Consider the following 23093-nt stretch of genomic DNA (forward strand, 5'->3'; position numbering starts at 1 on the left):
AGTCGGCGCAGGCCGGCACCACTCCCGTGGGCGCGACCGTCCCGACCGTCGGTTTGATCCCGACGATGCCCTGGAACGCGGCCGGGACCCGGCCCGAGCCGGCGGTGTCGGTGCCGATCGCGATGTCCACGATCCCGAGCGCCACCGCGACCGCGGACCCGGACGACGACCCGCCGGACACGTACTCGGGGCGCCGCGCGTCACGGACCGCCCCGTACGGGCTGCGGGTTCCCACGAGCCCGGTCGCGAACTGGTCCAGGTTGGTCTTGCCGACTACGACGGCGCCTGCCGCCCGCAGTGCCGCGACCGCGGCGGCATCGACGTCGGGAACGTAGCTGTAACCGGGGCAGGCGGCAGTCGTGGGTGGGCCCGCGACGTCGACGTTGTCCTTCACGGCCAGCAGGACGCCCGCGAGTTCCCCACCGCGACGCAACGATTCGGCGTACTCGGTGGCGACATCGGCTTCGTCGCGCAAATGCACGAACACCTCGGGTCTGTCCGCTTCGCGCAGTCGCGCGTAGGCCTGTGCCACACGGTCGGTCATGCTGCCGCCTTTCCGATTCGGGTGCCGCGGGAGAGCTCACCGTCGGCTTCCCAGCGGGCGCGTTCCTCGTCGCGGGCCGCTTCCATTGTCGCGCGAACCGCACCGATCGAGTCGGCTTCGCGCTCGAGGAACGCGAGGTGCTCGGCGAGGGAGAACTCGCCCTCGGTGATGTCGACGCGGCCGCGCCCGGCGGCGGTGTCGGCGCGCAGGTCGAGCAGTTCCTCGGCGGAGACCGGGTACCAGGAGATGCGGTCGAAGAACCGCAGCAGCCACGGGTGTTCGGGTTCGAATCCGCCTGCACTCTCGGGGAATCGGTGGTTCCACACCTGGGTGGTGCGGCCGACGAACTGGTAGCCGCCGGGCCCTTCCATCCCGTAGATGCACAGGTAGGCACCGCCGATGCCGACCGCGTTCTCCGGGGTCCAGGTGCGGGCCGGGTTGTACTTGGTGGTCACGAGCCGGTGCCGCGGATCGAGCGGGGTCGCCACGGGCGCACCGAGATACACGTCGCCGAGGCCGAGCACGAGGTAGGACGCGTCGTACACGGTCTTGTACACGTCGTCGACCGAATCCAGCCCGTTCATGCGGCGGATGAACTCGATGTTCCACGGGCACCACGGCGCGTCGGCCCGCACACCGTGCATGTAGCGTTCGGTGGCCAGGCGCGTGGACGGGTCGTCCCAGCTCAGTGGCAGCCGCACGGTGCGGCTGGGAACCACCAGCCGGTCCGCGGCGGGCAGCGCCGCCTCCGTCTCGAGCACGGCACCGAGCACCGAGCGGGTGTTCGTCACCGTCGGATCGAATTTCACCTGCAGGGAACGGATTCCGGGGGTCAGATCGACGAGGCCGCGCAGCCCTGCCTGCTCGAGGGCCGTCTGCAGCGCGTGCACGCGGGCACGCAGCACCAGGTCCAGCGACATGGTGCCGTACTCGACGAGGATGTTGTCGTCACCGCTGCGCCGCACCGTCACCGACGTGGTGCCGTCCGCGGTCGCGCCGCGGTGCAGCACACCGTCGTCGCCGTCGCCGATACCGCCGACGACGGGCACCGCCGCGCGCCGGGCAGGTCCGAACACCTTGGGCGAGGCGACGTTCGCGGCGCGCACCGGGACGAAGCGCAGCCGGTCGCCGGGGGCGAGCTGACCCATCTTCCAGCGGTCGGCGGTGACGACGGTGACCGGGCAGACGAAGCCCCCGAGGCTCGGTCCGTCGGGGCCGAGCAGGATCGGGGTGTCGCCGGTGAAGTCGAGGGCACCGACCGTGTAGGGGGTGTCGTGGATGTTCGACGGGTGCAGGCCCGCTTCCCCGCCGTCGGGTCGCGCCCACGTCGGCTTGGGTCCGATGAGGCGGACGCCGGTGCGGTCGGAGTTGTGGTGCACGGTGTAGGCGGTGCCGTAGAGGGTGTCGATGTCCTTGCGGGTGAAGAACTCCGGCGCGCCGTGCGGTCCCTCGGTGACCGCGATGGTCCAGTCGTGGCCGATCGCGGGGATCTCCTCGGCGGTGAGGCGCCGCGGCGTTCCGGTGGTCGTACCGAGCGGCAGCGCGTCGCCGTCGGCGAGCACCCGACCGGAGACGCCGCCGAACTTGCCGAGGGTGAACGTCGCCCCGGACCCGAGGTAGGGGTCGACGTCGATGCCGCCGGCGACGGCGATGTAGATGTGCAGACCTGCACCGGTGACGGCGCCGACGTCGAGGACCCCGCCCGCCGGGACGGTGACCGGTGTCCACTGCGGGACGGGACGGCCGTCGACGGTGACCGTGGCGGCCGCGCCGGTGACCGCGACCGTGGTCTCGGTGTCGAAGCGCAGGCGCGGGCCGGCCATGGTGGCCTCGAGTCCGGCGGTGCCCTCGTCGTTGCCGACCGCGAGGTTCGCGAGCCGGAACGACAGGTCGTCCATCGGGCCGGACGGCGGGACGCCGATCTTCCAGTAGCCGACGCGTCCGGGCCAGTCCTGGACAGTGGTGAGCGGTCCGGGACGCAGGACGGTGCAGGTCGCGCTCATGGGTCAGGCCTCCGGTCGGGTGACGATCATCTGCACGGCGGTCGGGTCGAATCCGTTGCAGGGGTTGTTGATCTGCGGGCAGTTGGACACGAGCACGAGCGTGTCGATCTCGGCGCGGAGCGCGAGCCGGCGACCGGGCGCGGACAGTCCGTCGACGATGCCGAGGGTGCCGTCCGCGTCGACCGGCACGTTCATGAAGAAGTTGACGTTGCCGACCAGATCTCGTTTGCCCAGGCCGTATTTCGCGCCCTCGGCGAGGAAGTTCTCGACGCACGCGTGCTGGTGGCGGGTGTGGTGGCCGTACCGCAGGGTGTTCGATTCCTGCGAGCAGGCCCCGCCGATGGTGTCGTGGTTGCCGACCTCGTCGGCAACGATCGTCATCATCGGGTTGCCCTCCTGGTCGCGGATCACCGATCCGGTGGTCAGGAACAGCGAGCGCTGCGCGGTGATGGTGGCCTGTGCGCTGTAGCGGATCGCGGTGTCGGCGGCGCCGTAGAACAGGGTGTCGACGGCCTGGTTGCCGTACAGGTCGACGATGGTGAGCACGTCACCGGCGGCGACGATCGCCGACCACGGGCCGCGGGGCGCGACCGTCTCGTCGAGGATCACGGTGCCGGGGACGAGGGGTGCGGGGGCGGTGGTGGCGGTCATGCGAGGTTCCCTTCGGTCGGCAGGGCGGCGGCGTGGACGTCTTCGGTGTTGCGGTGCGCGCGGTCGTATTCGGGCCCGATCTCGGGGGCGCGGGTGGCGAGTGCGGCGAGGTCGGCGGGTGCGCGCCAGGCGAGCAGTTCGATCGTGGTGGTGTCGAAGGTGGGCGATTCGTCGAGGGGGTGCGCGGTGTTCGCGACCGCGACGATCAGCGGAAGGTGCAGCAGCAGTTCGACACTCGCACCCGGTCCGGCGTTGCCGGTGGGAATCAGGGTGCCGTCCTCGTCGGCCCGCACCCCGTGGAAGAACGAGACGGTCGGGGCGACGTCGCGGGGGCCGAGGCCGTGCTTGAGAGCGGCGAGGGTGAGCAGTTCCCGTCCGGCCGGGGAGTCGGAGTGCACCGAGCCGTCGCCGTAGCGGGCGGTGTTGCCGGCGGCGGTGGTGGTGCCGCACAGCGCGTCGTGCCGGCCGGAGCTGTCGGCGACGATCGTCGCGAGGACGCGGCCCTGGTCGTCGAGGAGGGGGTGGTCGACGCCTAGGTACGCCTGCCACGGCACCTTGACGGTGTCGGCGACGTTGAGCCGCTCCCAGGGAGCGTCGGCGCGCCACAGCATCAGGTGGGCGCAGCCGCGGCCGTCGAGGTCGGTCAACCGCAGCCGGGTGCCGCGGCCGAGCACCTTGGAGGTGTAGCGGCCGCCGGGCACGGTCTCGGCCCACACCATCGCGTCGGCGTCGACGCCGGCGGGCGGGCTGGGCCAAGCGGAGGCGGGGACGATGGGCATGGGTCCGTCGTGCTGCCCGGCCTGGGAGCGGGCGTGGTCGCGGGCTGCGGTGGTGGTGGCGGTCATGGTGACTCCTGGGGAAAGCGAGCGGTCAGAGCGAGCGGACGGGGCGCGGGTGGGTCCGGCCGCGGGGGAAGCACAGGATGCCGAGGGCGACGATCGCGACGATGGAGATCGGTCCGGCCCAGCGCAGGATCGGGGTGTCGCCCGCCGGATCGAAGATCTCGGCGCGCGGCCACGACAGGTTCACGACCATCACCAGCCCGTAGAGCACGGCCAGGGCGTTGACGAGCACACCCCAGCGGCCCAGCGAGAACAGCGGCCGGCCCTCGGCGTCGGTGCCGCCGTCGCCGGAGACCCAGCCGCCGGTCAGCCGCCGGTACAGCATCGGGGCGGTCACCAGCAGGTAGGCGAGGTAGATCGCGATGATGCACACGCTGGCCAGGGTCGAGAAGATCGCCGAGTTGCCGACGTTGAGCAGCAGCACCGCGACGCAGGCGAGGCCGACGACGATCGACGGGGCGATGGGGGTGCCGGTGCGGCGGTTGACGGTCGCGAGGGTCTTGGAGAACGGCAGGCGTTCGTCGCGTGCCATCGAGAACATCAGGCGGGACGCGGCGGTCTGGATCGCGAGGGTGCAGATGAGGATCGCGATGGCGACGTCGATGAGCAGCACGGTGCCCCACGGCGAGGACAGGACGGTGTCGAGCACGTACGGCAGGCCCTCGGCGGCCAGGCGGCCGTCGGTGAGGCTCGGTGCGGCCATGAGCGCGCCGAGGATCATGAGGCCACCGCCGAGCGCGGACACGCTCAGCGCCATGCGGATGGTGCGCGGGGCGACGCGGCGGGGGTCGCGGGTCTCCTCGGCGAGTTCACCGGCGGATCCGAACCCGACCATGACGTACGCGGCCATCAGACCGGAGGCGATCCACGCCCATCCGTAGCCGCTCTGACCTGCGTGGACGCCCGTGTCGAAGACGACCTGGGGGCCGCGCTGGGCGTGGGTGAAGAACACGCCGATGACGGCGAGGACACCGACGATCTCGCAGATGACGCCGATGGTGTTGACCCGCGCCATCCAGCGCACACCGACGCAGTTGATCGTGGTGGTGACGATGAGCAGGACGGTGCCGAGCAGGACGGCGTTGGCGGCGCCGCTGGGCGAGGTGAGCGAGGTGTCGTCGCCGATGACCTGGAAGCCGGACCACACCGCCGGCAGCACGACCTGCAGGGCGATCGCGGCGGCGGACGCGGTGACGATCTGCGCGAGGATCATGAACCAGCCGCCGAACCAGCCGAGTACCTCGCCACCGAGGCGGCGGGACCACTGGTAGATCGCTCCGGAGAGCGGGTAGCGGGCGGCGAGTTCGGCGAAGCACAGGGCGACGAGGAACTGACCGGCGAACACGACGGGCCACGTCCAGAAGAACGCGGGTCCGGCGAACCCGAAGCCGAGGCCGAACAGCTGGAAGATCGTGGTGAGGATCGAGACGAACGAGAATCCCGCCGCGAACGAGGCGAACTTCCCGAGCGAGCGGTGGAGCTGCTGTTCGTATCCGAATTCGGCGAGATCTCCTGCATCGCCACTTGTTTCGGGTGGCGCCGCGGCGGGCGTCGTCCATGCCATGGTGTCCTCGATTCGCGCAGCCGTCAAAACCTGTCGGGTGACAGTTTTAAGGGGGCTCATTCCTGTGCGGTGACGGCGATGTTTCGAATGGGCTACCTGTGTTGCGAACGTGTGACACGGCCTGGATATGCCACTATCGCTGCATGCCGACCACCACCGACCACGCGCGCCTGCGCTCCGAATTCGCCCGCGGCGCAACGTCCGAGCACATCGCGGCCGAGTGGTCGCGGCTGTGCGTCGACGAACTGCGCACCGCCCTCGACGGGCGCACCGACACCCAGGTGTGGGTCACCGGCAGCCTCGGCCGCGGCGAGGCACTGCCGGGATCCGACCTCGACGCCTTGGCCGTCACCGCGACCCCCGACCGCGACTTCGACGCCGCGGCCCTGCGCGTACCCGGGGTCATCGTCGACCCGAACGGAGCCACCCCGCTGCAACGACGACTGCGCCGCACCCCGGACGAATGGCGCGCCGCGATCACCCGATGGGCCGCGGACCCGCTCGAGGACCGGGGCATCGTCATGATCGGCCTGCTCGCCGACGCACGCCCGGTCGGCGACCGTCCCGACCCCGACCTGGCCGAGGTGCTCGCCACTGCGATCCGCGCCCAGCCGCGCTGCCTGAACGCGGTACTGTCCGACGCGCTCGCCCACCGGCCGCACGTGCGTCCGGCGTTTCCGCTGGTCCCCGCCCCGAACGTCGATCTCAAGCAGGACCTGCTGACCCCCGTGCGCAAGATCGCGCGCTGGGCGGCACTCGCCGGCGGGACCGGCGGGTACGCCACCGGGGAGCGTCTGACCGCGGCCCGGCCCGGCGAGTACCTCGAGGCCGACGAGATCGCCGACCTGCAGCGCTGCCACCACGAGATCCTCGACATCGTCACGCGCCGCGCCCTCTCCGGCCCCGGCATCGACGGTCCCGAGCCCCTGACCGGGTTCCGTCCCTCCGAGCGCGCCACCATCCGGTGGGTCTCGCGCACGGTCGCCGGTATCCAGCGCGTCCTCGACTATCGGCTGTCCGCGTCGTCGTTCACCCGCCCGGACGGGCCGTGAAGGCCGAGTACGCCGTCGCGCAGGCGATACACGCGCAGGAACTCGAAGGGTGGCGACCCGACGACGACGCCCGCGCCGCCCTCACCGCGTTCGCGACCGGGGTGCTGGGGCGCGGCGAGTACATCGCCGCCGCGGTCGCGGCGGCACGTGCGCTCGACCCGAGCGAGCAGCGACCCCGACTGCTGCGCCGCTACCGTCCCTACTACGTGCGCGGAACATCCGTGCTGCGCAACGGAATCGGTCTCGCCAATCCGGTCGCGCTGGCGGAGGCCGAGCATCGCGTGTGCGCGGCGCGGCTCGTCGAGATCCATCTGGGGGCGATCGTGCCGGACGTCCCGCTCGTCGCGTCGATCCATCAGCACCTGTTCGGTGATGTCTATCCGTGGGCCGGGCAGCAGCGCATCGTCGACCTGCGCAAGGCCGACGCGAGGTTCCTGCCGGTTCCGCATCTCGCGGCGCGCACGGCGGCACTCGAGGCCGGCGCCGCCACCCTCTGCCCCACCGAATTCACCTCGGCCGCAGCATCTCTCGTTTCTGATCTCGTTGCAGTGCACCCGTTCCGGGAGGGGAACGGCCGCACCGCGACGACACTGCTCGCCGTCCTCGCCCGCCGCGCCGGGCTGCCGTTCGACCTGCGCCGCATCGACCGCACCGCGTGGATGGATGCCTCGCGGGCGGCGATGGCCGCCGCAGACAGTGATCACCGGGTCCCCGCCGCGCCGTTCGTGCCGGTCGTCGAACGGGTGGTCGGGATGTGGCAGAGTGAGGCATCGTGACCGGACCCGGACGACCGCGCCTCGTGGAGAGCCGACGCCCCGGCGCGTCGGGTCGCGAGGAAATCCTCGATGCCGCAGGCGAATTGTTCGTTACGCGGGGTTTCGCCGCGACCTCGACACGCGCGATCGCCGACTCGGTGGGGATCCGGCAGGCGTCGCTCTACCACCACTTCCCCACCAAGGAATCGATTCTCGCGGCGCTGCTCGATTCGACGGTCGAGCCGTCGCTGCGGTACGCGCGCACCCTCGCCGACCTGGGCGGCGATCCCGCATTGCTGTTGTGGGCCCTGACGGCGGGCGACTCGTGGAATCTGCTGACGGACCGGTCCAATCTGGGCCGGCTGTACCTGATTCCGGAGGCCGATGCGGCGGGCCTGTCCGCGTTCCACGCCAAACGCCGCGAATTGCACGGCATCTACCGGACTCTCGCGGCGCAGGTCGTCGCGGACCCGAAGGACCCGCGGTGCGCGCTGCCGGTTCGGGTCACCGAATCGGTGATCGCGATCCGCGCCGACGACCCGACGATGGCCGCCCCCGCCGACGGTCCGCTGCCGGCGTCGGCGGGACTCGTCGCCGACAGCGCGCTGCGCATCCTGGGCATCGAGCCGACCGACGCACTCCGGGAGGCCGGCACCGCACTGGTGGCCACCCATCGCCACGCCGCACCACCCCCGGGTGACGACAGGCCGGAGTGAAGGTCTCCGCCACTCGGTCGAACAAACCACGCATCATCTTCCAGAACTCCTGTCGCGCGGGCTCGGTCGGCGACAGTGCGGAGAGTCGGGCTGCCGGTCAGAGCCCGACGGCAGCGTAGGCCGGGGAAACCCGGAGATCGTCTTTCTCCCCCGTCGGGCGCGCGCTGCCCCGCCACCCTTGCGGCGGACGCCCGGCTCCGGCACCCCGCTGTGCCGCATCCCAGATCGCGCGGCCGGTCTGCCGGAGCAACGAGACGATCTCGGTCGAGCGCATCTGGTCGGTGGGGCCCCATACGCTCAGCGCGGTCGTCGCGTAGTCGGGGGGACCGATCTGGACCGCGTAGGCGACGGAATCGCGCACGATGCTGCCGCGGCTGACACACACTCCCCGTTGCCGGACCTGACGTAGTTCCTCGCGCAGGTCCGCCACCGAACCGGGCTTCGTCCGCAGCGAACGCGGGTCGCCGGGAAGGTGATCCGTGAGCTCATCCTCGGGAAGGCACGCGAGGAGCATCCTGCCCGCCGCCGTCAGGTGGGCAGGATGGGTGATGCCGGGACGACGAGGTCCCGCCCAGTCGGTCCAGATCCCTTCGGTATAGACGATGTCGGAGCCGGACAGCGTAGCGAGGTACACGCTGGCACCGGTGGCTCTGGCGAGCCGGTTCATGTACGGCAACGCCACCCGGTGCACGGCGTCCTTGTCGAGCGCATGACTGCCGATGTCGAACAGCCGTATTCCGACCCGGTACTCGAAGCCGGTTCGCTCGAGCGCGCCCAACTCCGACAGACGCGTGAGCAACCGATGCACGGACGATCGCGGCACACCGGTCCGACGCGAGACCTGCGCCAGCGTCAAGGACTCACCATCGGCAAAAGCCTCGAGTACGGACATGATGCGGTCGACCATGGCAATGGGCGACTCGGCACGATTCGACGACTGCAAGACAACCTCCAACGTGGCACAAACTGCCTTGATTGGCAGATTATGCCACGTTGTGACTACACTCACAACAGTGCAGTCGAGATCCCGCCGGCGCACCCGTCGCGAAGCCCGGACCGCCCACCGCCGGCGAGGACACGGGAGAATTCCCATCGATCACCCCGATCCTGTCGTCGAAGATCACGAGAGAGGCGCGCCATGCCGAACAGACGAGCGAGCACTCTGGCCGAACGCCGGTATGCCGACGTGCGATTTTCGATAGCGACGGCAGCTCGGGCCCTGTTCCTCGAGAACAACTCGACCTCCGTGACCGTCGACGCCATCGCACAACGGGCAGGAGTGTCGGTACGGACCTTCCACCGCCACTTCGCAGCGAAGGAAGACGTCGTCTCGCCCTTGTTCGAACGCTCCGCCGCGAGCCTGATCGAGCAGTTCGAGGCCTGCCCCGGCGGCAACGACGTCACCGCCGTACTCGTGGGCGCGCTCACCGCCGAACTCGCCGACGACGCCAGCGGCTGGCGTGAACTGCTCCAGCTCCTCATGGCCTCACCCGAGTACCGCCTCCGTTGGGAATACACCGAGGACCGGCTCATCGACAGTCTCGCCGATCTGCTCGCCCGTTCCTCCATCTACGCCGACGACCGCTTCCTTCGCCGCCTCGTCGCCCAGATGATCTTCACCGCCTCCCGCGCGGCCTACATGGAGTGGCTCTTCGGTGCCGAGCAGCCTCGCGTCGAGGACCTGCGTGCCCTCCACATCCATGCCTTGACGCCGCTGATCGAAGGGTGGCGTCCCCGCCGCGCCTGACGGTTCACCCCTGCGGACGATTCGTCAGGTCAGCGCTGCGTGCTGCCCGCATCCACAGGAAGCGCCACCGACGTGATGTACCGGGCTTCGTCCGAGGCCAGGAACAGCGACGCGTTGGCGATGTCCACGGGTTCGACCCACGGGATCGGCAGCATGTTCATCGTCCTGGCGGCCTCGGCGAACTCGTCGAGCGTGGGCTCGTCCCGGTCGGGCCGGAACACCTTGCGCACCGCCGGATTCTGGATCATCGTCGTGTTCACGTTGGTCGGATGCACCGTGTTCACCCGGATCCCGTACGGCGCGACCTCCCCGGACAAGGCACGCATCAAACCGACCACGCCGTGCTTGGCCGCGGTGTAGTGGGACACACCGACCAAACCCCTCAGTCCCGCAATGGAACTGGTGATGACGATCGATCCTCCCCCGCGTGCGATCAGGTGCTCCACCGTCGCGGTACAGGTGTTCCACACGCCGGTCAGATTCACGTCGAGCATCGTCTGCCATGCCGTGTCGTCGAGCTCGAGGGAGGGTGCCGACGACGTGATTCCCGCCGTCGCACAGACGATATCGATTCCCCCGAACGCCTCCACGCCGCGATCCGCCACCGCCCGCAGCGCTTCGAGGTCGCGCACGTCGGCGATGTACGGATCGGCCTTGCGACCGAGTGCCCGCACCTGCGACACGGTTTCCTCGAGATCTTCCCGCGTCGACGGTGGAGTCGACACCGTCTCGGTCGGTCCGCACAGATCGACGGCAACGATGTCGGCGCCTTCCTGCGCGAAGCGCACGGCCTGTGCACGCCCGATACCACGGGCTGCGCCCGTGATCAGCGCGACCTTGCCGTCCAAACGTCCACTCATCTCATACCTTCTGGGTCAGACCGGCATCGACGACGAGTTGCGTGCCGGTGATGTAACGGGAGTCCTCGCTCGCCAGGAAGAGCACCGCATTGCTCACGTCCACCGGGTCCACCCACGGAACCGGCAGCAGATTGCGGGACGCGAGCACAGCGGCCGCATCGGCCTCGGTCGGGTTGTCCACGTCCGGGCACAATCTCGCGAACACCCGGCTGTTGATGATCATCGGCGTGCGCACCGACCCGGGGTGCACCGTGTTGACCCGGATCGACCGGGAACCGAGCTCGTTCGCCAACGTGCGCGCAAGGCCGACCACGGCATGCTTGGCCGCCGAATAGTGCGACGCAGACGGAATCGCCTTGATACCCGCCGTGGAACTGACGAGAATCACCGACCCGCCACCCGCGAAATGCGCGACTCCCGCCCGGACCGTGTTCCACGTGCCGGTGAGGTTCACGTCCAGCGACCGACGCCACGTCTGCGAGTCGATCGTCCACGACGGGCCGGGCACGTCGTACACACCCGCGTTCGCGACCACCACGTCGAGACCTCCGAGTGTGTTCGCTCCCCGGTCGACAACCGACCGCAACGCCGCCGTGTCCCGGATGTCGGCGGTCGCAGCGACGCAGGTTCGCCCGGTGGCACGGACCGCCTCTGCGGTCGCGTCGAGTTCGTGGCGCGCGTCCTCGAGGTCGAGCGCAAGCACATCGGCCCCCGCCTGCGCCAAGGTCACACAGTGACTTCTGCCCATGCCACCTGCCGCGCCGGTGACCAGAACACGCGATCCTGCCATCTTCTGCACTACAACGCCTTTCGATCCGGACCGCCGAGAGCGAATCCCTTGTAACCCGCACCGGCGACCTCGTCGAGGATCTGGCCATATGCTGCGAATCCGCCGATGAACGGCATGAACACCCTCGGCTTACCGGGGATGTTGGCCCCCAGGTACCACGAGTTCGCCGAAGGAAACAGCGTTGTCGATGCCCTCTCGTTCAATTCGGCGACCCACGCGTCGACCGCGTCCGGGTCGGCTTCGACGGTCACCGCACCCCGCTCGTCGACGTACTCGATGCAATCGACGATCCAGTCGAGGTGCTGCTCCGAGGTGAGCACCATGTTCGCCAGCGGTCCCGGGCTGCCAGGACCGTTGACCAGGAACATGTTCGGGAATCCGCTCACCCCCAGCCCGAGGTAGGTGCGAGGGCCGGCCGCCCATTCGTCGACCAGACGCCGGTCACCGCGACCGCGGATGTCGATGCGGCTCAACGCACCGGTCATGGCATCGAAACCGGTTGCGTAGACGATGATGTCGAGATCGTACTGCCCCGCGGTGGTGGCGATACCGGATTCGTTGATCCGGTCGATCGGAGTGCGCCTGAGATCGACGAGCGTCACGTTGTCGCGGTTGAAGGTCGCGAAATAGCCGGAATCCGTGACGATCCTCTTCGTCCCGATCGGATGATCATCGGGAATCAGCGTCTCGGCCAGCTCCGGATCGGTCACGATCTGCCGGATCTTGTTCTCCCAGTACACACGGGCGGTGTTGTTGGCATCGAGATCGGTCAGCTGATCGGGGAACGCCTTGCTGAACAGGACTCCGCCACGGTTCCACCACTCGTCGTAGACCCGGGTGCGTTCCTCGTCGGTGACTTCGAGCGCGCCGTGGGGGTACGGGGTGAACGGCGAACCGCCTCCGCTGAGTCGGGACAGGCGACGTCGCTCCGCGTAGGTCGCCTTGATCTCGCGCATTGCCTCGGCATCGAAGGGACGGTTGCCCGCCGGGATCGAATAGTTGGCTGTGCGCTGGAAGACGTACAGATGATCGGCTTCCTCCGCGATGAGCGGAATCGACTGCATCCCGGATGACCCCGTGCCGATGACCCCGACACGCTTACCGGTGAACTCGACCGCGTCGTGCGGCCAGCTACCGGTGTGGTACGCCGCGCCCCGGAAGTCGTCACGTCCGGGAATGTCGGGAAGGTTGGTGGCAGAGAGACATCCGGTGGCGAAGATGCAGTACCGGCCGGTGGTGACCTCACCGTCGTCGGTGCGGATCCGCCACACCGAGTCGGCCTCGTCGAATTCCGCCGAGACCACCCGCGTGGAGAACCGGAAGTGACGCCGCAGATCGAACCTGTCGGCGACATGCTCGAGATAGGCGAGGATTTCCGGCTGCGTCGCAAACCGTTCCGACCAGGTCCACTCCTGCTGGAGGTCGTCGTCGAACGAGAACGAGTAGTCGACGCTCTCCACGTCGCAGCGAGCGCCCGGATACCGGTTGTGGTACCACGTGCCCCCGACTCCTCCCGCCGACTCGAACCCCTGGACGGTCAATCCGTGCCGGCACAACGTGTGCGCGGCATACAATCCGGCGACACCTGCACCAACCACCACCACGTCGACCGCGGTGCTGTTCCTGTTCACGATGGGACCCCTCTTTCGAATCCGTCCGATGCACGTCCGATACGCGGACCGTGCTCTGGCGAGACCGTAAGAGCGCCCGTATCCCGGCCGGAACCCGATCTCCCGGCCAGCGGTCGCCCGGTCGCGTCGATCCGGTTCGGCCGCCGAGCACGGGTTCCCGGCGAAGGGTCCGATCACCCGGTCGGACCGAAGCAGGAGCCGGTTCCCGGCACCCGCAGGGCTGGTCACAGGGAAGGAGCTCGCATGTTGCACGCATTCCCCACGTCAACCTGCTCGGCGCCGATATCGTCGAGGTCACCGGTATCGCTGCGGCCCACGTCGGCTACGAACTGTCGTCGGCGGGAGCCGCGACACAGCGGCCCCGACCCGAACGCCCACAACACACCCCGCAGCACCGACCGAGGAACGCCCGTCATGAACCTCGAATACCGACTTCCCCAGCGGCGCAGCCTCCGCACTCCCCTGCCGGGTCCCCGCTCGACGGAACTGACCGAACGGCGCCGGCATGCGGTCGGCGCCGGAGTGGGATCGTCCGTCCCGGTCTACGTCGCCGACGCGGACGGCGGAGTCATCGTCGACGTCGACGGGAACTCACTGATCGACCTCGGTGCCGGAATCGCCGTCACGAGCATCGGTGCCTCCGATTCGGCTGTCGTCGAGGCAGTTCGGGAACAGGCCGGGCGATTCACCCATACCTGTTTCATGGTCACCCCGTACGAGGGGTACATCGAGGTCGCCGAGCGACTCGCGGAACTGACCCCCGGTGACCACCCCAAGCGCACGGTGCTGTTCAACAGTGGCGCCGAAGCGGTCGAGAACGCGGTGAAGATCGCGCGCAGCGCCACCGGCCGCGATGCCGTCGTGGTGTTCGATCACGCCTACCACGGCCGCACGAACCTGACGATGGCGATGACCGCGAAGAACATGCCGTACAAGCACGGTTTCGGCCCGTTCGCGCCCGAGGTGTACCGGGTGCCGATGTCCTATCCCTTCCGGGAAGGACTCGGATACGACGGCACCCCGCTCACCGGCGAGCAGGCCGCGCGTCGCGCCGTCACGCTGATCGAGAAGCAGGTGGGCGCGGAGAACGTCGCGGCGATCGTGATCGAACCGATCCAGGGCGAAGGCGGATTCATCGTGCCCGCACCCGGTTTCCTTCCGGCGCTGGCCGATTGGGCACGCGACCACGGTGTCGTGTTCGTGGCCGACGAGGTGCAGACCGGATTCGCCCGCACCGGCGACTGGTTCGCCTGCGAGGACGAACAGGTCGTGCCCGATCTGATGGCCCCTCGCCAAAGGAATCGCCGGTGGCCTGCCGCTCGCGGCGGTCACCGGGCGCGCCGACCTGCTCGACGCCGTGCACCCCGGCGGGCTCGGCGGCACCTACGGCGGCAACCCGATCGCGTGCGCGGCGGCGCTCGCGACGCTCGACCGGATGCGCGATCTCGACCTGCCGGCCCGCGCCCGGCACATCGCCGGCATCGCGGTGCCGCGATTGCAGGCGCTGGCCGACGAATTCGACATCGTCGGGGAGGTGCGCGGTCGCGGGGCGATGCTCGCGCTCGAGTTCGTGATGCCCGGAAGTCGCGAGCCCAACCCGGTCGCGACCGCTGCGGTCGCCGCGGCCGCGCTCGCGCAGGGCGTCGTCCTGCTCACGTGCGGCACCTACGGCAACGTGATCCGGCTGCTGCCGCCGCTGGTGATCCCCGACGAACTGCTCGTCGACGCACTCGCCGTGCTCGAGGACGCGGTCCGGGCGGTGTAACCCCCTCCGACGGAGACGGGAACCGTCCCCCGGTCGAGCCGAGTGTCGGTTCCCGTCAATCGGATTCGGTAGCGTCCCGGACGTCAGGAGTCGCGCTGGTGACGCGGCTTCCACACCACGAGGGCGTTGCTGCGCGGGATCGGGACGAGGTCGCGGCGCGCGCTGCGTAACTGCTCGACCTCGGCGGTCAGTTCCGCGACGCGCTGCTGCAGGGCCTCGACCTGATTGGTCAGTTCGATGACACGCTTGATGCCGGCCAGGTTCACGCCCTCGTCCTGCGAGAGGCGCTGGACCTCACGCAGCAGTTCGACGTCGCGCGGCGAGTACCGGCGACCGCCACCGCTGGTGCGGTGCGGAGTGACCAGACCGAGCCGGTCGTAGTTGCGCAACGTCTGCGCGTGCATTCCGGCCAGTTCCGCCGCAACGGAGATGACGTACACGCGGGCGTCCGGGTCGCCGGAATGACCACGCGGCTTCCTCGGTTCCGACATCATGCACCTGCCCATCCCTCACGCGGATCGAAGCCGCTGTTCTGTTCGGCATGCAGATAGATGCGCAGGGCGTCGATGGCCTGGTCGTCCAGGTGCTGCGGGATCGCGACCTTGACGGTGACCAACAGGTCGCCGGCGCCGCCGCTGCGCTTGGGTACACCGCGGCCGCGGACACGCAGCACGCGTCCGTCGGCCGTGCCCGGGGGAATCTTCAGACCGACGCGACCGTCGAGGGTCGGCACCGACACGGTCGCCCCGAGGACGAGTTCGCCGTAGCTGACCGGCAATACGAGGGTCAGGTCGTCGCCGTCACGGCCGAAGACCTTGTCGGGACGCACGTGCACGGTGACGAACAGGTCGCCCGACGGCGCGCCGCGCAGTCCCGCCTCGCCCTGCCCGGCGAGCCGGATCCGGGAACCGTCCTTGATGCCCGGTGGCACCCGCACGGTGATGGTGCGGGTCCGGTTCTGGATGCCCGAGCCACGGCAGTCCTTGCAGGGGCTGTCGATGATCGACCCGGTTCCGCGGCAGTCGTCGCACGGCTCCGAGAAGCCGAACGCGCCCTGGTTGCGCGAGACGATCCCGCTGCCGTTGCAGTACGGGCACACCCGCGGGCTCGTGCCCGGCTCCGCGCCGCTGCCGTGGCAGGTGGTGCACGGCGCGGGGCTGGTCATGCGCAACGGCACGGTGACGCCCTGCACCGCGTCGCGGAAGTCGAGAGTCGTCTCGGTTTCGACATCGCTGCCGCGGCGGGGACGCGTGCGGGTCGTGCCGCCGCCACCGCTCCGGTTGAACAGGCCACCGAACAGGTCGCCCAGTCCGCTGTCGGCCGCGCCACCGCCGAACAGGTCGCCGATGTCGAAGTTGGTGCTGGTGAAACCGCCACCGGCACCGGGATGGAAGCCGCCGAACCCACCGCCGCCGGACGCGAACAGCCGCCGCGTCTCGTCGTACTCCTTGCGCTTGGCGGGGTCGGACAGCACGGCATTCGCTTCGCTGACCGCCTTGAAACGTTCCTCGGCGGCAGCGTCGCCCGGGTTGGCGTCGGGATGCAGATCCCGCGCCAGCTTCCGGTACGCCTTCTTGATGTCGTCCTGCGACGCGTCGGGGGAGACGCCCAGGTCCTTGTAGAAGTCCTTCTCGATCCACTCCCGCTGGCTCACCGGGCGCCTCCTCCTCTCGCAGTACTTGTTGTTTCTTACTCGGTGCCCGACTCCTCCGGCGGCGTTTGCGCCGGAGTGTCGGTCGGCTCGCCGTCGGCCACGGTCACCATCGCGTGCCGCAGCACACGGTCGCCGAGCCGGTACCCCTTGCGAAGGACCGCCCCGAGGACGGGATTGTTGCCGTCGCCTTCCATCTGAACCGCTTCGTGCAGATCCGGCTCGAACGGATCACCCTCCGCACCGAACGACTCGAGGCCGAGGCCGGTGAGAATGCCGACGAGCTTGTCGCTCAGGGCCTTCATCGGCCCGGTCTCGAGGTCGCCGTGCGCACGGGCCCGATCCAGGTCGTCGACCAGGTCGAGGAACTGGCCGACCACCGACGCCTTGGCGCCTTCGATCGCAGCTACCTTCTCCCGCTCGATACGACGCCGGTAGTTGGCGTACTCGGCCGTGACGCGCTGCAGATCCGCGGTGCGCTCGGCGAGTTCGGCCGTTTCCGGCGACGGCTCGGCGGTCAATGCGGCTTCGTCTCCTGCGGCAGGAGCCGGCGACTCGGATTCCGCTTCGACGACCTGCGCTTCGGCATCCGCGTCGCGCACCTCGAAGGTTTCCGGGTCGATCCGTCGCTTGTCGGTGACAGTCACCGGTTCCTGCTCGCGCTTGTCGGCACTCACTTCTTGTCCGTATCGCTCGGTTCGTCGACGACCTCGGCGTCGACGACGTCGTCGGCACCCGCGGCCGCACCGTCACCGGCAGCGGCACCATCGGCACCCTGGGCCTCGTAGATCGCCTGGCCGAGGGCCTGCGACTCGGTCGCAAGCTTCTCGACAGCGGCCTTCACCGCGGCGATGTCGGAACCGGCGAGAGCATCGTTGGCTTCCTTGATGGCAGCCTCGACCTTCGTCTTGACGTCCGCCGGCACCTTGTCCTCGTTGTCCTTGATGAACTTCTCGGTCTGGTGCACGAGCGACTCGGCCTGGTTGCGGACCTCGGCCTCCTCGCGACGCTTCCGGTCCTCTTCCGCGTGCGCCTCGGCGTCCTTGATCATGCGGTCGATCTCTTCCTTGGAGAGGCCGGAGCCTTCCTGGATCTTGATCGTGTTCTCCTTGCCCGTGCCCTTGTCGCGGGCGGTGACGTGCACGATGCCGTTGGCGTCGATGTCGAAGGTCACCTCGATCTGCGGGACACCGCGCGGAGCCGGGGCGATGCCGCCGAGCTCGAAGGAGCCGAGCAGCTTGTTGTGCGCGGCGATCTCGCGCTCGCCCTGGAAGACCTGGATCTGCACGGACGGCTGGTTGTCGTCGGCCGTGGTGAAGGTCTCGGACCGCTTGGTCGGGATGGTGGTGTTGCGCTCGATGAGCTTGGTCATCACACCGCCCTTGGTCTCGATGCCGAGGGACAGCGGGGTGACGTCGAGGAGCAGAACGTCCTTGACCTCGCCCTTGAGAACACCGGCCTGCAGGGCGGCGCCGACGGCGACAACCTCGTCCGGGTTCACGCCCTTGTTGGGCTCACGGCCACCGGTCAGCTCGCGTACCAGCTCGGTGACGGCGGGCATACGGGTCGAGCCGCCGACGAGGACGACATGGTCGATGTCGCTGACCGAGATGCCTGCGTCCTTGATGACCTGCTGGAACGGAGCGCGGGTGCGTTCGAGGAGATCGCTGGTGATCTTCTGGAACTCGGCGCGGGTGAGCTGCTCGTCGAGGAACAGCGGGTTCTTGTCCGCGTCGACCGTGATGTAGGGGAGGTTGATGGAGGTGCTCTGCGAGCTGGACAGCTCGATCTTCGCCTTCTCCGCAGCCTCACGCAGACGCTGCAGGGCCATCTTGTCCTTGGTCAGGTCGATGCCGTTCTGCGCCTTGAACTTGTCGACGAGCCAATTGACGATGCGCTCGTCCCAGTCGTCGCCACCGAGATGGTTGTCGCCGGAGGTCGCGCGGACCTCGACGACGCCGTCGCCGATCTCCAGGAGGGACACGTCGAACGTGCCGCCACCGAGGTCGAAGACGAGGATGGTCTGTTCCTTCTCGCCCTTGTCGAGGCCGTATGCGAGGGCCGCGGCGGTGGGCTCGTTGACGATGCGCAGGACGTTGAGGCCGGCGATGGTGCCGGCTTCCTTGGTGGCCTGACGCTGTGCGTCGTTGAAGTACGCGGGGACGGTGATGACGGCGTCGGTGATGTCCTCACCGAGGTACGCCTCGGCGTCGCGCTTCAGCTTCATCAGCGTGCGCGCGCTGATCTCCTGCGACGTGTACTTCTTGTCGTCGATGGTGACGGTCCAGTCGGTGCCGATGTGGCGCTTGACGGAACGGATGGTGCGGTCGACGTTGGTGACCGCCTGGTTCTTGGCGGGCTGACCCACCAGAACTTCGCCGTTCTTCGCAAACGCGACGACCGACGGAGTGGTACGGGAGCCCTCGGAGTTCGCGACCACCACGGGCTCGCCGCCTTCCAGAACGGAAACGACCGAGTTGGTGGTTCCGAGGTCGATGCCGACCGCACGAGCCATAATTCTCCTCCAATTCTTCGCCGCGACACCTCGTTGCGCCGCGGTCCTTCATGCCCTAACCCTGAGCCTGTTCGACTCAAGTGAGCGAAGCCGACTCAAGCTTGCACCCGCACCGAAACTGGAGTCAAGTCCAAGTTGAGTCTGGCACGCTCAGGTTTGTCGATGGGTTTAACCGCAACCGTCATGTATTTGTTCCAGAGCGTGACACGGATCACTCACTGGGTTGTTCACGTGGTGGGAGGCGTCGGCGGGTGTGGGCGTTGGGTACCGGCGCGCCGGTAAGACACCCGCGCGCGGCATGCATCGCGCCTCTGTCTCCCCGTCTGCGGCTGCGGGCACGAGGTCGCCCGCGCCGCCAGCGGACACCCGCGCGCGGCATGCATCGCGCCTCTGTCTCCCCCGTCGGCGGTTGGCCGGCACCGGGCCACCACGCCGCGCGGGTGTCCGCGCCGTCGGCGGCGGGTGTGGGGCCGGGGTACCGGCGCGCCCGGAAGACACCCGCGCGCGGCATGCATCGCGCCTCTGTCTCCCCCGTCTGCGGTTGCGGTGACGGGGGGGTTATCCACAGGCGCCTGTTCGATCCACAGATTTGGGCAATTCGCCGCGGGGGACGTCCCGAATCACGAAATCACGGCCACGCTGACCGCCATGACCGATCCGACACCGATCTACCGATCCGATCTTCTCGCCTCCGGCATCACCTCCGACGAACTCCGGCAGGCATTGCGCAGTGGCGCTCTCACTCCGGTCGCGCCCGGTGCGTACCTGCGCCGCGCCGAGGCCGACGCACTCGACGACGTCGCCCGGCACCGTGTCCGAGCGCGATGTGTGCAGCACACGCTCGGGTGGGACGCGGTGCTCAGCCACGTCACCGCCGCGCTGTTCCACGGGGCCGACCTGTGGAACCCCGACCTGTCCCGCATACACATCACCCGCGACCGGAGGTCGGGTGGACGGCGGACGGACAACCTCCACGTCCATCCGGCGCCGATCGCGCGCGAGGAGATATACGTCGTCGGCGGGGCGGCGGTCACCTCACCCGCGCGCACGATCGTCGACCTCGCCCGGTCTCTGACCGTCGACGAGGCGGTGATCGCCGGGGATTCGCTGCTGCGACGGTATCCGTCCGCTCTCGTGGGAATTCCGGCCGCACTCGACGCCGCTGCCCTGCGCGCCGGGGTCGCGTCGGCGCGACGCGTCGTCGACTTTCTCGACGGACGCAGCGAGAGCGCCGGCGAATCCCTCGGCCGGCTCCGGCTCCGTTCGGCCGGGATCCCCGAACCGAGCCTGCAACGCGAGTTGTACACACCCGACGGCACCTTCGTCGCCCGCGTCGACTTCTTCTGGGAGGAACTCGGCATCGTCGGCGAATTCGACGGTATGGGCAAGTACGGCGCCGGGGACCCTGCATCGACGGCAGAGTCCGTCCGCCGGGAGAAGCTGCGCGAGGACGCAATTCGCGCTCTGGGTTTCGAGGTCGTGCGGTGGACGTGGGCGGAGTTGTTCCGCTTCGACGTCGTCGCGGATCGCTTCGCGCGAGCCGTCGAGCGCGCCCGCCACCCGCACCCGCCGACCACGAAGACACAAGCGCGATGCATACCGCGCGCCACCGTCCCCCCGGCGCGCGGCTGACACCGGAACCCGGTGCGCGGGTGGATCAGACGCCGGCGAGCACACCTTCCGCGCTGCGCACCGCGACCGATGCGGCCCGTGCGGTGAACGGGTCCAGCAGCGGGTGCTCGGCCCGCGCGCGCCACGCACGGACCGCCGCGACACCCGCGGCACGGACCTGCGGGACGGGGGCGTCGTCGGGCAATCCCAGCCGTTGCCGCGCCCCGATCCCGAAACCGCCGACGAGGCGCTGCAGCTCGAACAGCTCCTCGTCGTCGAGTGCGACGGGACGCGAGCGCAACCGGCCGAGCAGGCGCAGTTCCACGAACCCGTGTCCGTCGGCGAGTTCACGTTGCACCGACGCGAGCAGGTGCCGGTCGCCGCACGCACGCAGCACCCGCCCGAGCGACAGCAGCGCCGAATGGGTCTTGAGCTGATCGGCGCGCTGCCCGAACTGGACGTCGATCACCTGCCGCAGCTCGTCGAGCCCGCTGCGCGCGAGCAGTTCCGCGGCGAGCGTCGGGGAATCGCGGACCCCCAGCTGCACGAGCGCGACCGCCATCCGGATACCGAAGAGCCCGAACCGGTCCGCGAGCTGCACCCGCAACTCGGGGTCGACGGGCAGCGGCATGTCCGGCCGCGAGAAGCGATCGACGGACAGCATCGCCGCCTGCAGATCAGCGGCCGGGACGCCGGCGAGCGCCTCGAACGCGGCGAATTCGCGTTGGCGCAGGGTTCGCGCGCCGAGCGCGAGGAGCCCCGCGACCGGAACGACCGCCTGACACAGCCCGGTGCGTTCGAGTTCCCCGGCGAAGCGGGACGCGACGTCCTTCGCCGACATCATCGCGTCGGCGCGGCCGGCACCGATCTCGTCGGCTCGGGAGACGACACCGATCACCCCGAGCGGCCCGGACTCCCCGCCGACGTGGCGGCCGATGCGGTCGAGGAACTGCACGTCGGCGGCGCCGAGGGTGCGCATCAGGTAGACGACGGCGTCGGCGCCCGACGCCGCGTCGTCCGGGGTGAGCAGGTCCAGCGTGCGGGCCGAGACGTCCTGCGAGAGCGACGAGGTGCCGGGTGTGTCGATGATGGTGGTCTGCTGCAGTGCCCGCGCGGGCCACTCGACGTCGATTCCGTCGATGCGGTCGGCGGTCAGATCCGCCAGGTCGAACGTGAGCCGGCCGTCCCGGCGCTGGAGCGGCACCGGCCGCGACCGGTCTCCGTCGTAGCGGGCGGTCACCGAGGGCGTGGCACCGTTGCGGTACCAGGTGACCACGCGGGTGCACTCGGTCGCGTCGGTGGGGGCGATGTCCTGGCCGACCAGGGCGTTGAGGAGGGTGGATTTCCCGGCCTTGAGGGAGCCTGCCAGTGCCACCCGCAGCGGTTGCGCCAGCCGCGCTTCGCATTCCGCCAGTTGCGATGCGACCCACGGGTCCCGGCCGTGGACCGCCCGCGCCTCGGCGATCAATTGCGCGGCTGCGCCCGGTACTGCACTCATGATTGCGCTCCCGCCAGTTCACGTGCCCGATCCCTCAGGGCGACAAGTCTCTTCAGGGTTTCCTCGAGTTCGGTGATGCGTTGCTGCCGCTGCTGTTGTTCCACCGTCGCGGCCTCCTGCGCTGCCCGCAGCGACTCCGACACCGATCGCAGTGTCTGGTCTGCGAGTTCGGTGAAGTGGTCGCGCAGCTGCCGCTGGATCGACCGCAACCGATCCTTCGATTCCTTGCCGACCTGGAATCCGACGTCGTCGGTGAATCGCCGGATCGCGGTCTTCGCGTCGAGGCGTCGTTTCGCGATGCGGGCCTGCTTGTCGTCGCGATATGCCTTGGTGCCGAGCACAACTCCGGCGCCGATCGAGACCGGATTGATCAATGCCATGCCCATGAACGTGGTGACGAGGCCGAACATGAGGACGCCACCGTAGGAGCCCTTCATCCCGACCAGCATCTTCTGGCCCGGTCCGATCCGGCCGGGGTCGAGATCCTCGAGAGGATCGACCGGTTCGAACAGCGAGTCCAGGTCGGCGAGATGCAGGTTCGGTAACCGGGTCGCCCCGTCGGCGGCGAACAGGTCGGCGACCGTCGCGGCGAGGGCGGTCGACCGCTCGTGCGCCCACACGAAGTTGTCTCCGACGGATTCCGCGACCTGTTCGGCGAGCCATTGCCCGAGCCGCGGCCACTCCTTTCCGGGGTCGCATTCGTCGACCGCGGCCTCGGCGAGGCGGGTGACGTGCCGCAACCGGTCCCGCAGATCGTGGTCGATGTCGGCGGCCAGATCGGTGATGCCGTCGGCGAGGGTCTGCTGCCACCGGGCCGCGCGGGCGCGCAGGGCCTCGGCCGCCGTTTTCGCGCGGACGAGGTCCTCGACGGCGGCTGCCCCGGCTTCCGGGTCGCGCA

19 protein-coding genes and 2 pseudogenes are annotated in these 23093 nt (G+C 69.3%); 6 read left to right on the forward strand and 15 right to left on the reverse strand.

Annotation, left to right across the window (positions count from 1 at the left end; translation table 11 throughout):
• The 5 genes from ACN675_RS20465 to ACN675_RS20485 form a co-directional block, all read right to left on the reverse strand.
• Positions 1-544 (reverse strand): amidase family protein (locus ACN675_RS20465; RefSeq protein ID WP_420752593.1); only part of this gene is annotated, 544 nt, incomplete at its 3' end.
• A complete protein-coding gene (locus ACN675_RS20470; RefSeq protein ID WP_420752594.1) occupies positions 541-2547 on the reverse strand; it encodes a 5-oxoprolinase/urea amidolyase family protein in 2007 nt (668 codons plus the stop codon). The genes ACN675_RS20465 and ACN675_RS20470, both read right to left, overlap by 4 nt.
• 3 nt (positions 2548-2550) lie before the next feature.
• Positions 2551-3198, reverse strand: coding sequence for an urea amidolyase associated protein UAAP2 (locus ACN675_RS20475; protein WP_420752595.1), 648 nt, complete (start codon positions 3196-3198; stop codon positions 2551-2553).
• Entirely contained in the window at positions 3195-4043 is an 849-nt protein-coding gene (locus ACN675_RS20480) for an urea amidolyase associated protein UAAP1 (RefSeq protein WP_420752596.1), read from the reverse strand. Before ACN675_RS20480 ends, ACN675_RS20475 begins: the two co-directional genes overlap by 4 nt.
• A gap of 25 nt (positions 4044-4068) precedes the next feature.
• Positions 4069-5604, reverse strand: coding sequence for an amino acid permease (locus tag ACN675_RS20485; protein ID WP_420752597.1), 1536 nt, complete (start codon positions 5602-5604; stop codon positions 4069-4071).
• Between the two features lie 143 nt (positions 5605-5747).
• Here ACN675_RS20485 and ACN675_RS20490 point away from each other — a divergent pair, with 143 nt between their 5' ends.
• Genes ACN675_RS20490 through ACN675_RS20500 form a run of 3 tightly spaced genes read left to right on the forward strand, consistent with a single transcriptional unit; the run spans position 5748 to position 8127 of the window.
• The gene (locus ACN675_RS20490) at positions 5748-6656 is read left to right on the forward strand and encodes a putative nucleotidyltransferase substrate binding domain-containing protein (RefSeq protein WP_420752598.1); all 909 of its coding nucleotides are present in this window, start codon (positions 5748-5750) and stop codon (positions 6654-6656) included.
• Positions 6653-7432 carry a Fic family protein gene (locus ACN675_RS20495; RefSeq protein WP_420752599.1) on the forward strand — a complete coding sequence of 260 codons (780 nt, stop codon included), beginning with the start codon at positions 6653-6655 and terminating at the stop codon, positions 7430-7432. The genes ACN675_RS20490 and ACN675_RS20495 overlap by 4 nt, the downstream gene beginning before the upstream one ends.
• Complete coding sequence (locus ACN675_RS20500) at positions 7429-8127, forward strand: TetR/AcrR family transcriptional regulator (protein ID WP_420752600.1); 699 nt, start codon at positions 7429-7431, stop codon at positions 8125-8127. Before ACN675_RS20495 ends, ACN675_RS20500 begins: the two co-directional genes overlap by 4 nt.
• A 97-nt stretch (positions 8128-8224) precedes the next feature.
• Here ACN675_RS20500 and ACN675_RS20505 read toward each other — a convergent pair whose 3' ends face one another.
• Complete coding sequence (locus ACN675_RS20505; RefSeq protein WP_420752601.1) at positions 8225-9070, reverse strand: IclR family transcriptional regulator; 846 nt, start codon at positions 9068-9070, stop codon at positions 8225-8227.
• Between the two features lie 195 nt (positions 9071-9265).
• Here ACN675_RS20505 and ACN675_RS20510 point away from each other — a divergent pair, with 195 nt between their 5' ends.
• Positions 9266-9874 carry a TetR/AcrR family transcriptional regulator gene (locus ACN675_RS20510; protein WP_420752602.1) on the forward strand — a complete coding sequence of 203 codons (609 nt, stop codon included), beginning with the start codon at positions 9266-9268 and terminating at the stop codon, positions 9872-9874.
• Positions 9875-9903: 29 nt separating this feature from the next.
• Here the strand turns inward: ACN675_RS20510 and ACN675_RS20515 are convergent, their stop codons facing one another.
• The 3 genes from ACN675_RS20515 to ACN675_RS20525 are packed head-to-tail and all read right to left on the reverse strand — an operon-like array spanning position 9904 to position 13155.
• The gene (locus ACN675_RS20515; RefSeq protein WP_420752603.1) at positions 9904-10734 is read right to left on the reverse strand and encodes a mycofactocin-coupled SDR family oxidoreductase; all 831 of its coding nucleotides are present in this window, start codon (positions 10732-10734) and stop codon (positions 9904-9906) included.
• A gap of 1 nt (position 10735) precedes the next feature.
• On the reverse strand, positions 10736-11524 hold the full coding sequence (locus ACN675_RS20520) for a mycofactocin-coupled SDR family oxidoreductase (RefSeq protein ID WP_420752604.1): 789 nt from the start codon (positions 11522-11524) through the stop codon (positions 10736-10738).
• An 8-nt stretch (positions 11525-11532) separates the two neighbouring features.
• Complete coding sequence (locus tag ACN675_RS20525) at positions 11533-13155, reverse strand: flavin-containing monooxygenase (protein ID WP_420752605.1); 1623 nt, start codon at positions 13153-13155, stop codon at positions 11533-11535.
• 414 nt (positions 13156-13569) lie between these two features.
• Here ACN675_RS20525 and gabT point away from each other — a divergent pair.
• Positions 13570-14920: pseudogene (gene gabT / locus ACN675_RS20530) on the forward strand (4-aminobutyrate--2-oxoglutarate transaminase).
• 83 nt (positions 14921-15003) lie between these two features.
• Here the strand turns inward: gabT and ACN675_RS20535 are convergent.
• The 4 genes from ACN675_RS20535 to dnaK are packed head-to-tail and all read right to left on the reverse strand — an operon-like array spanning position 15004 to position 19086.
• Positions 15004-15411, reverse strand: coding sequence for a heat shock protein transcriptional repressor HspR (locus tag ACN675_RS20535; RefSeq protein ID WP_420752611.1), 408 nt, complete (start codon positions 15409-15411; stop codon positions 15004-15006).
• Entirely contained in the window at positions 15411-16574 is a 1164-nt protein-coding gene (gene dnaJ / locus ACN675_RS20540) for a molecular chaperone DnaJ (protein ID WP_420752606.1), read from the reverse strand. The genes ACN675_RS20535 and dnaJ overlap by 1 nt, the downstream gene beginning before the upstream one ends.
• Positions 16575-16609: 35 nt before the next feature.
• Positions 16610-17248, reverse strand: coding sequence for a nucleotide exchange factor GrpE (gene grpE / locus ACN675_RS20545; protein WP_420752607.1), 639 nt, complete (start codon positions 17246-17248; stop codon positions 16610-16612).
• A complete protein-coding gene (dnaK, locus tag ACN675_RS20550; protein WP_420752608.1) occupies positions 17245-19086 on the reverse strand; it encodes a molecular chaperone DnaK in 1842 nt (613 codons plus the stop codon). The genes grpE and dnaK overlap by 4 nt, the downstream gene beginning before the upstream one ends.
• A 648-nt stretch (positions 19087-19734) precedes the next feature.
• Between dnaK and ACN675_RS20555 the strand changes: the two genes are divergently transcribed.
• Positions 19735-20718: a hypothetical protein gene (locus ACN675_RS20555; RefSeq protein ID WP_420752609.1), complete on the forward strand. Its 984-nt coding sequence runs from the start codon at positions 19735-19737 to the stop codon at positions 20716-20718.
• Positions 20719-20743: 25 nt separating this feature from the next.
• Here the strand turns inward: ACN675_RS20555 and ACN675_RS20560 are convergent, their stop codons facing one another.
• Positions 20744-22195, reverse strand: coding sequence for a dynamin family protein (locus tag ACN675_RS20560; RefSeq protein WP_420752610.1), 1452 nt, complete (start codon positions 22193-22195; stop codon positions 20744-20746).
• Positions 22192-23093, reverse strand: a pseudogene (locus tag ACN675_RS20565) (Isoniazid-inducible protein iniA); the annotation flags it as partial. The gene ACN675_RS20560 and the pseudogene ACN675_RS20565, both read right to left, overlap by 4 nt.

The organism is Rhodococcus sp. O3 (genome assembly GCF_048897285.1).
GTDB lineage: Bacteria > Actinomycetota > Actinomycetes > Mycobacteriales > Mycobacteriaceae > Rhodococcus.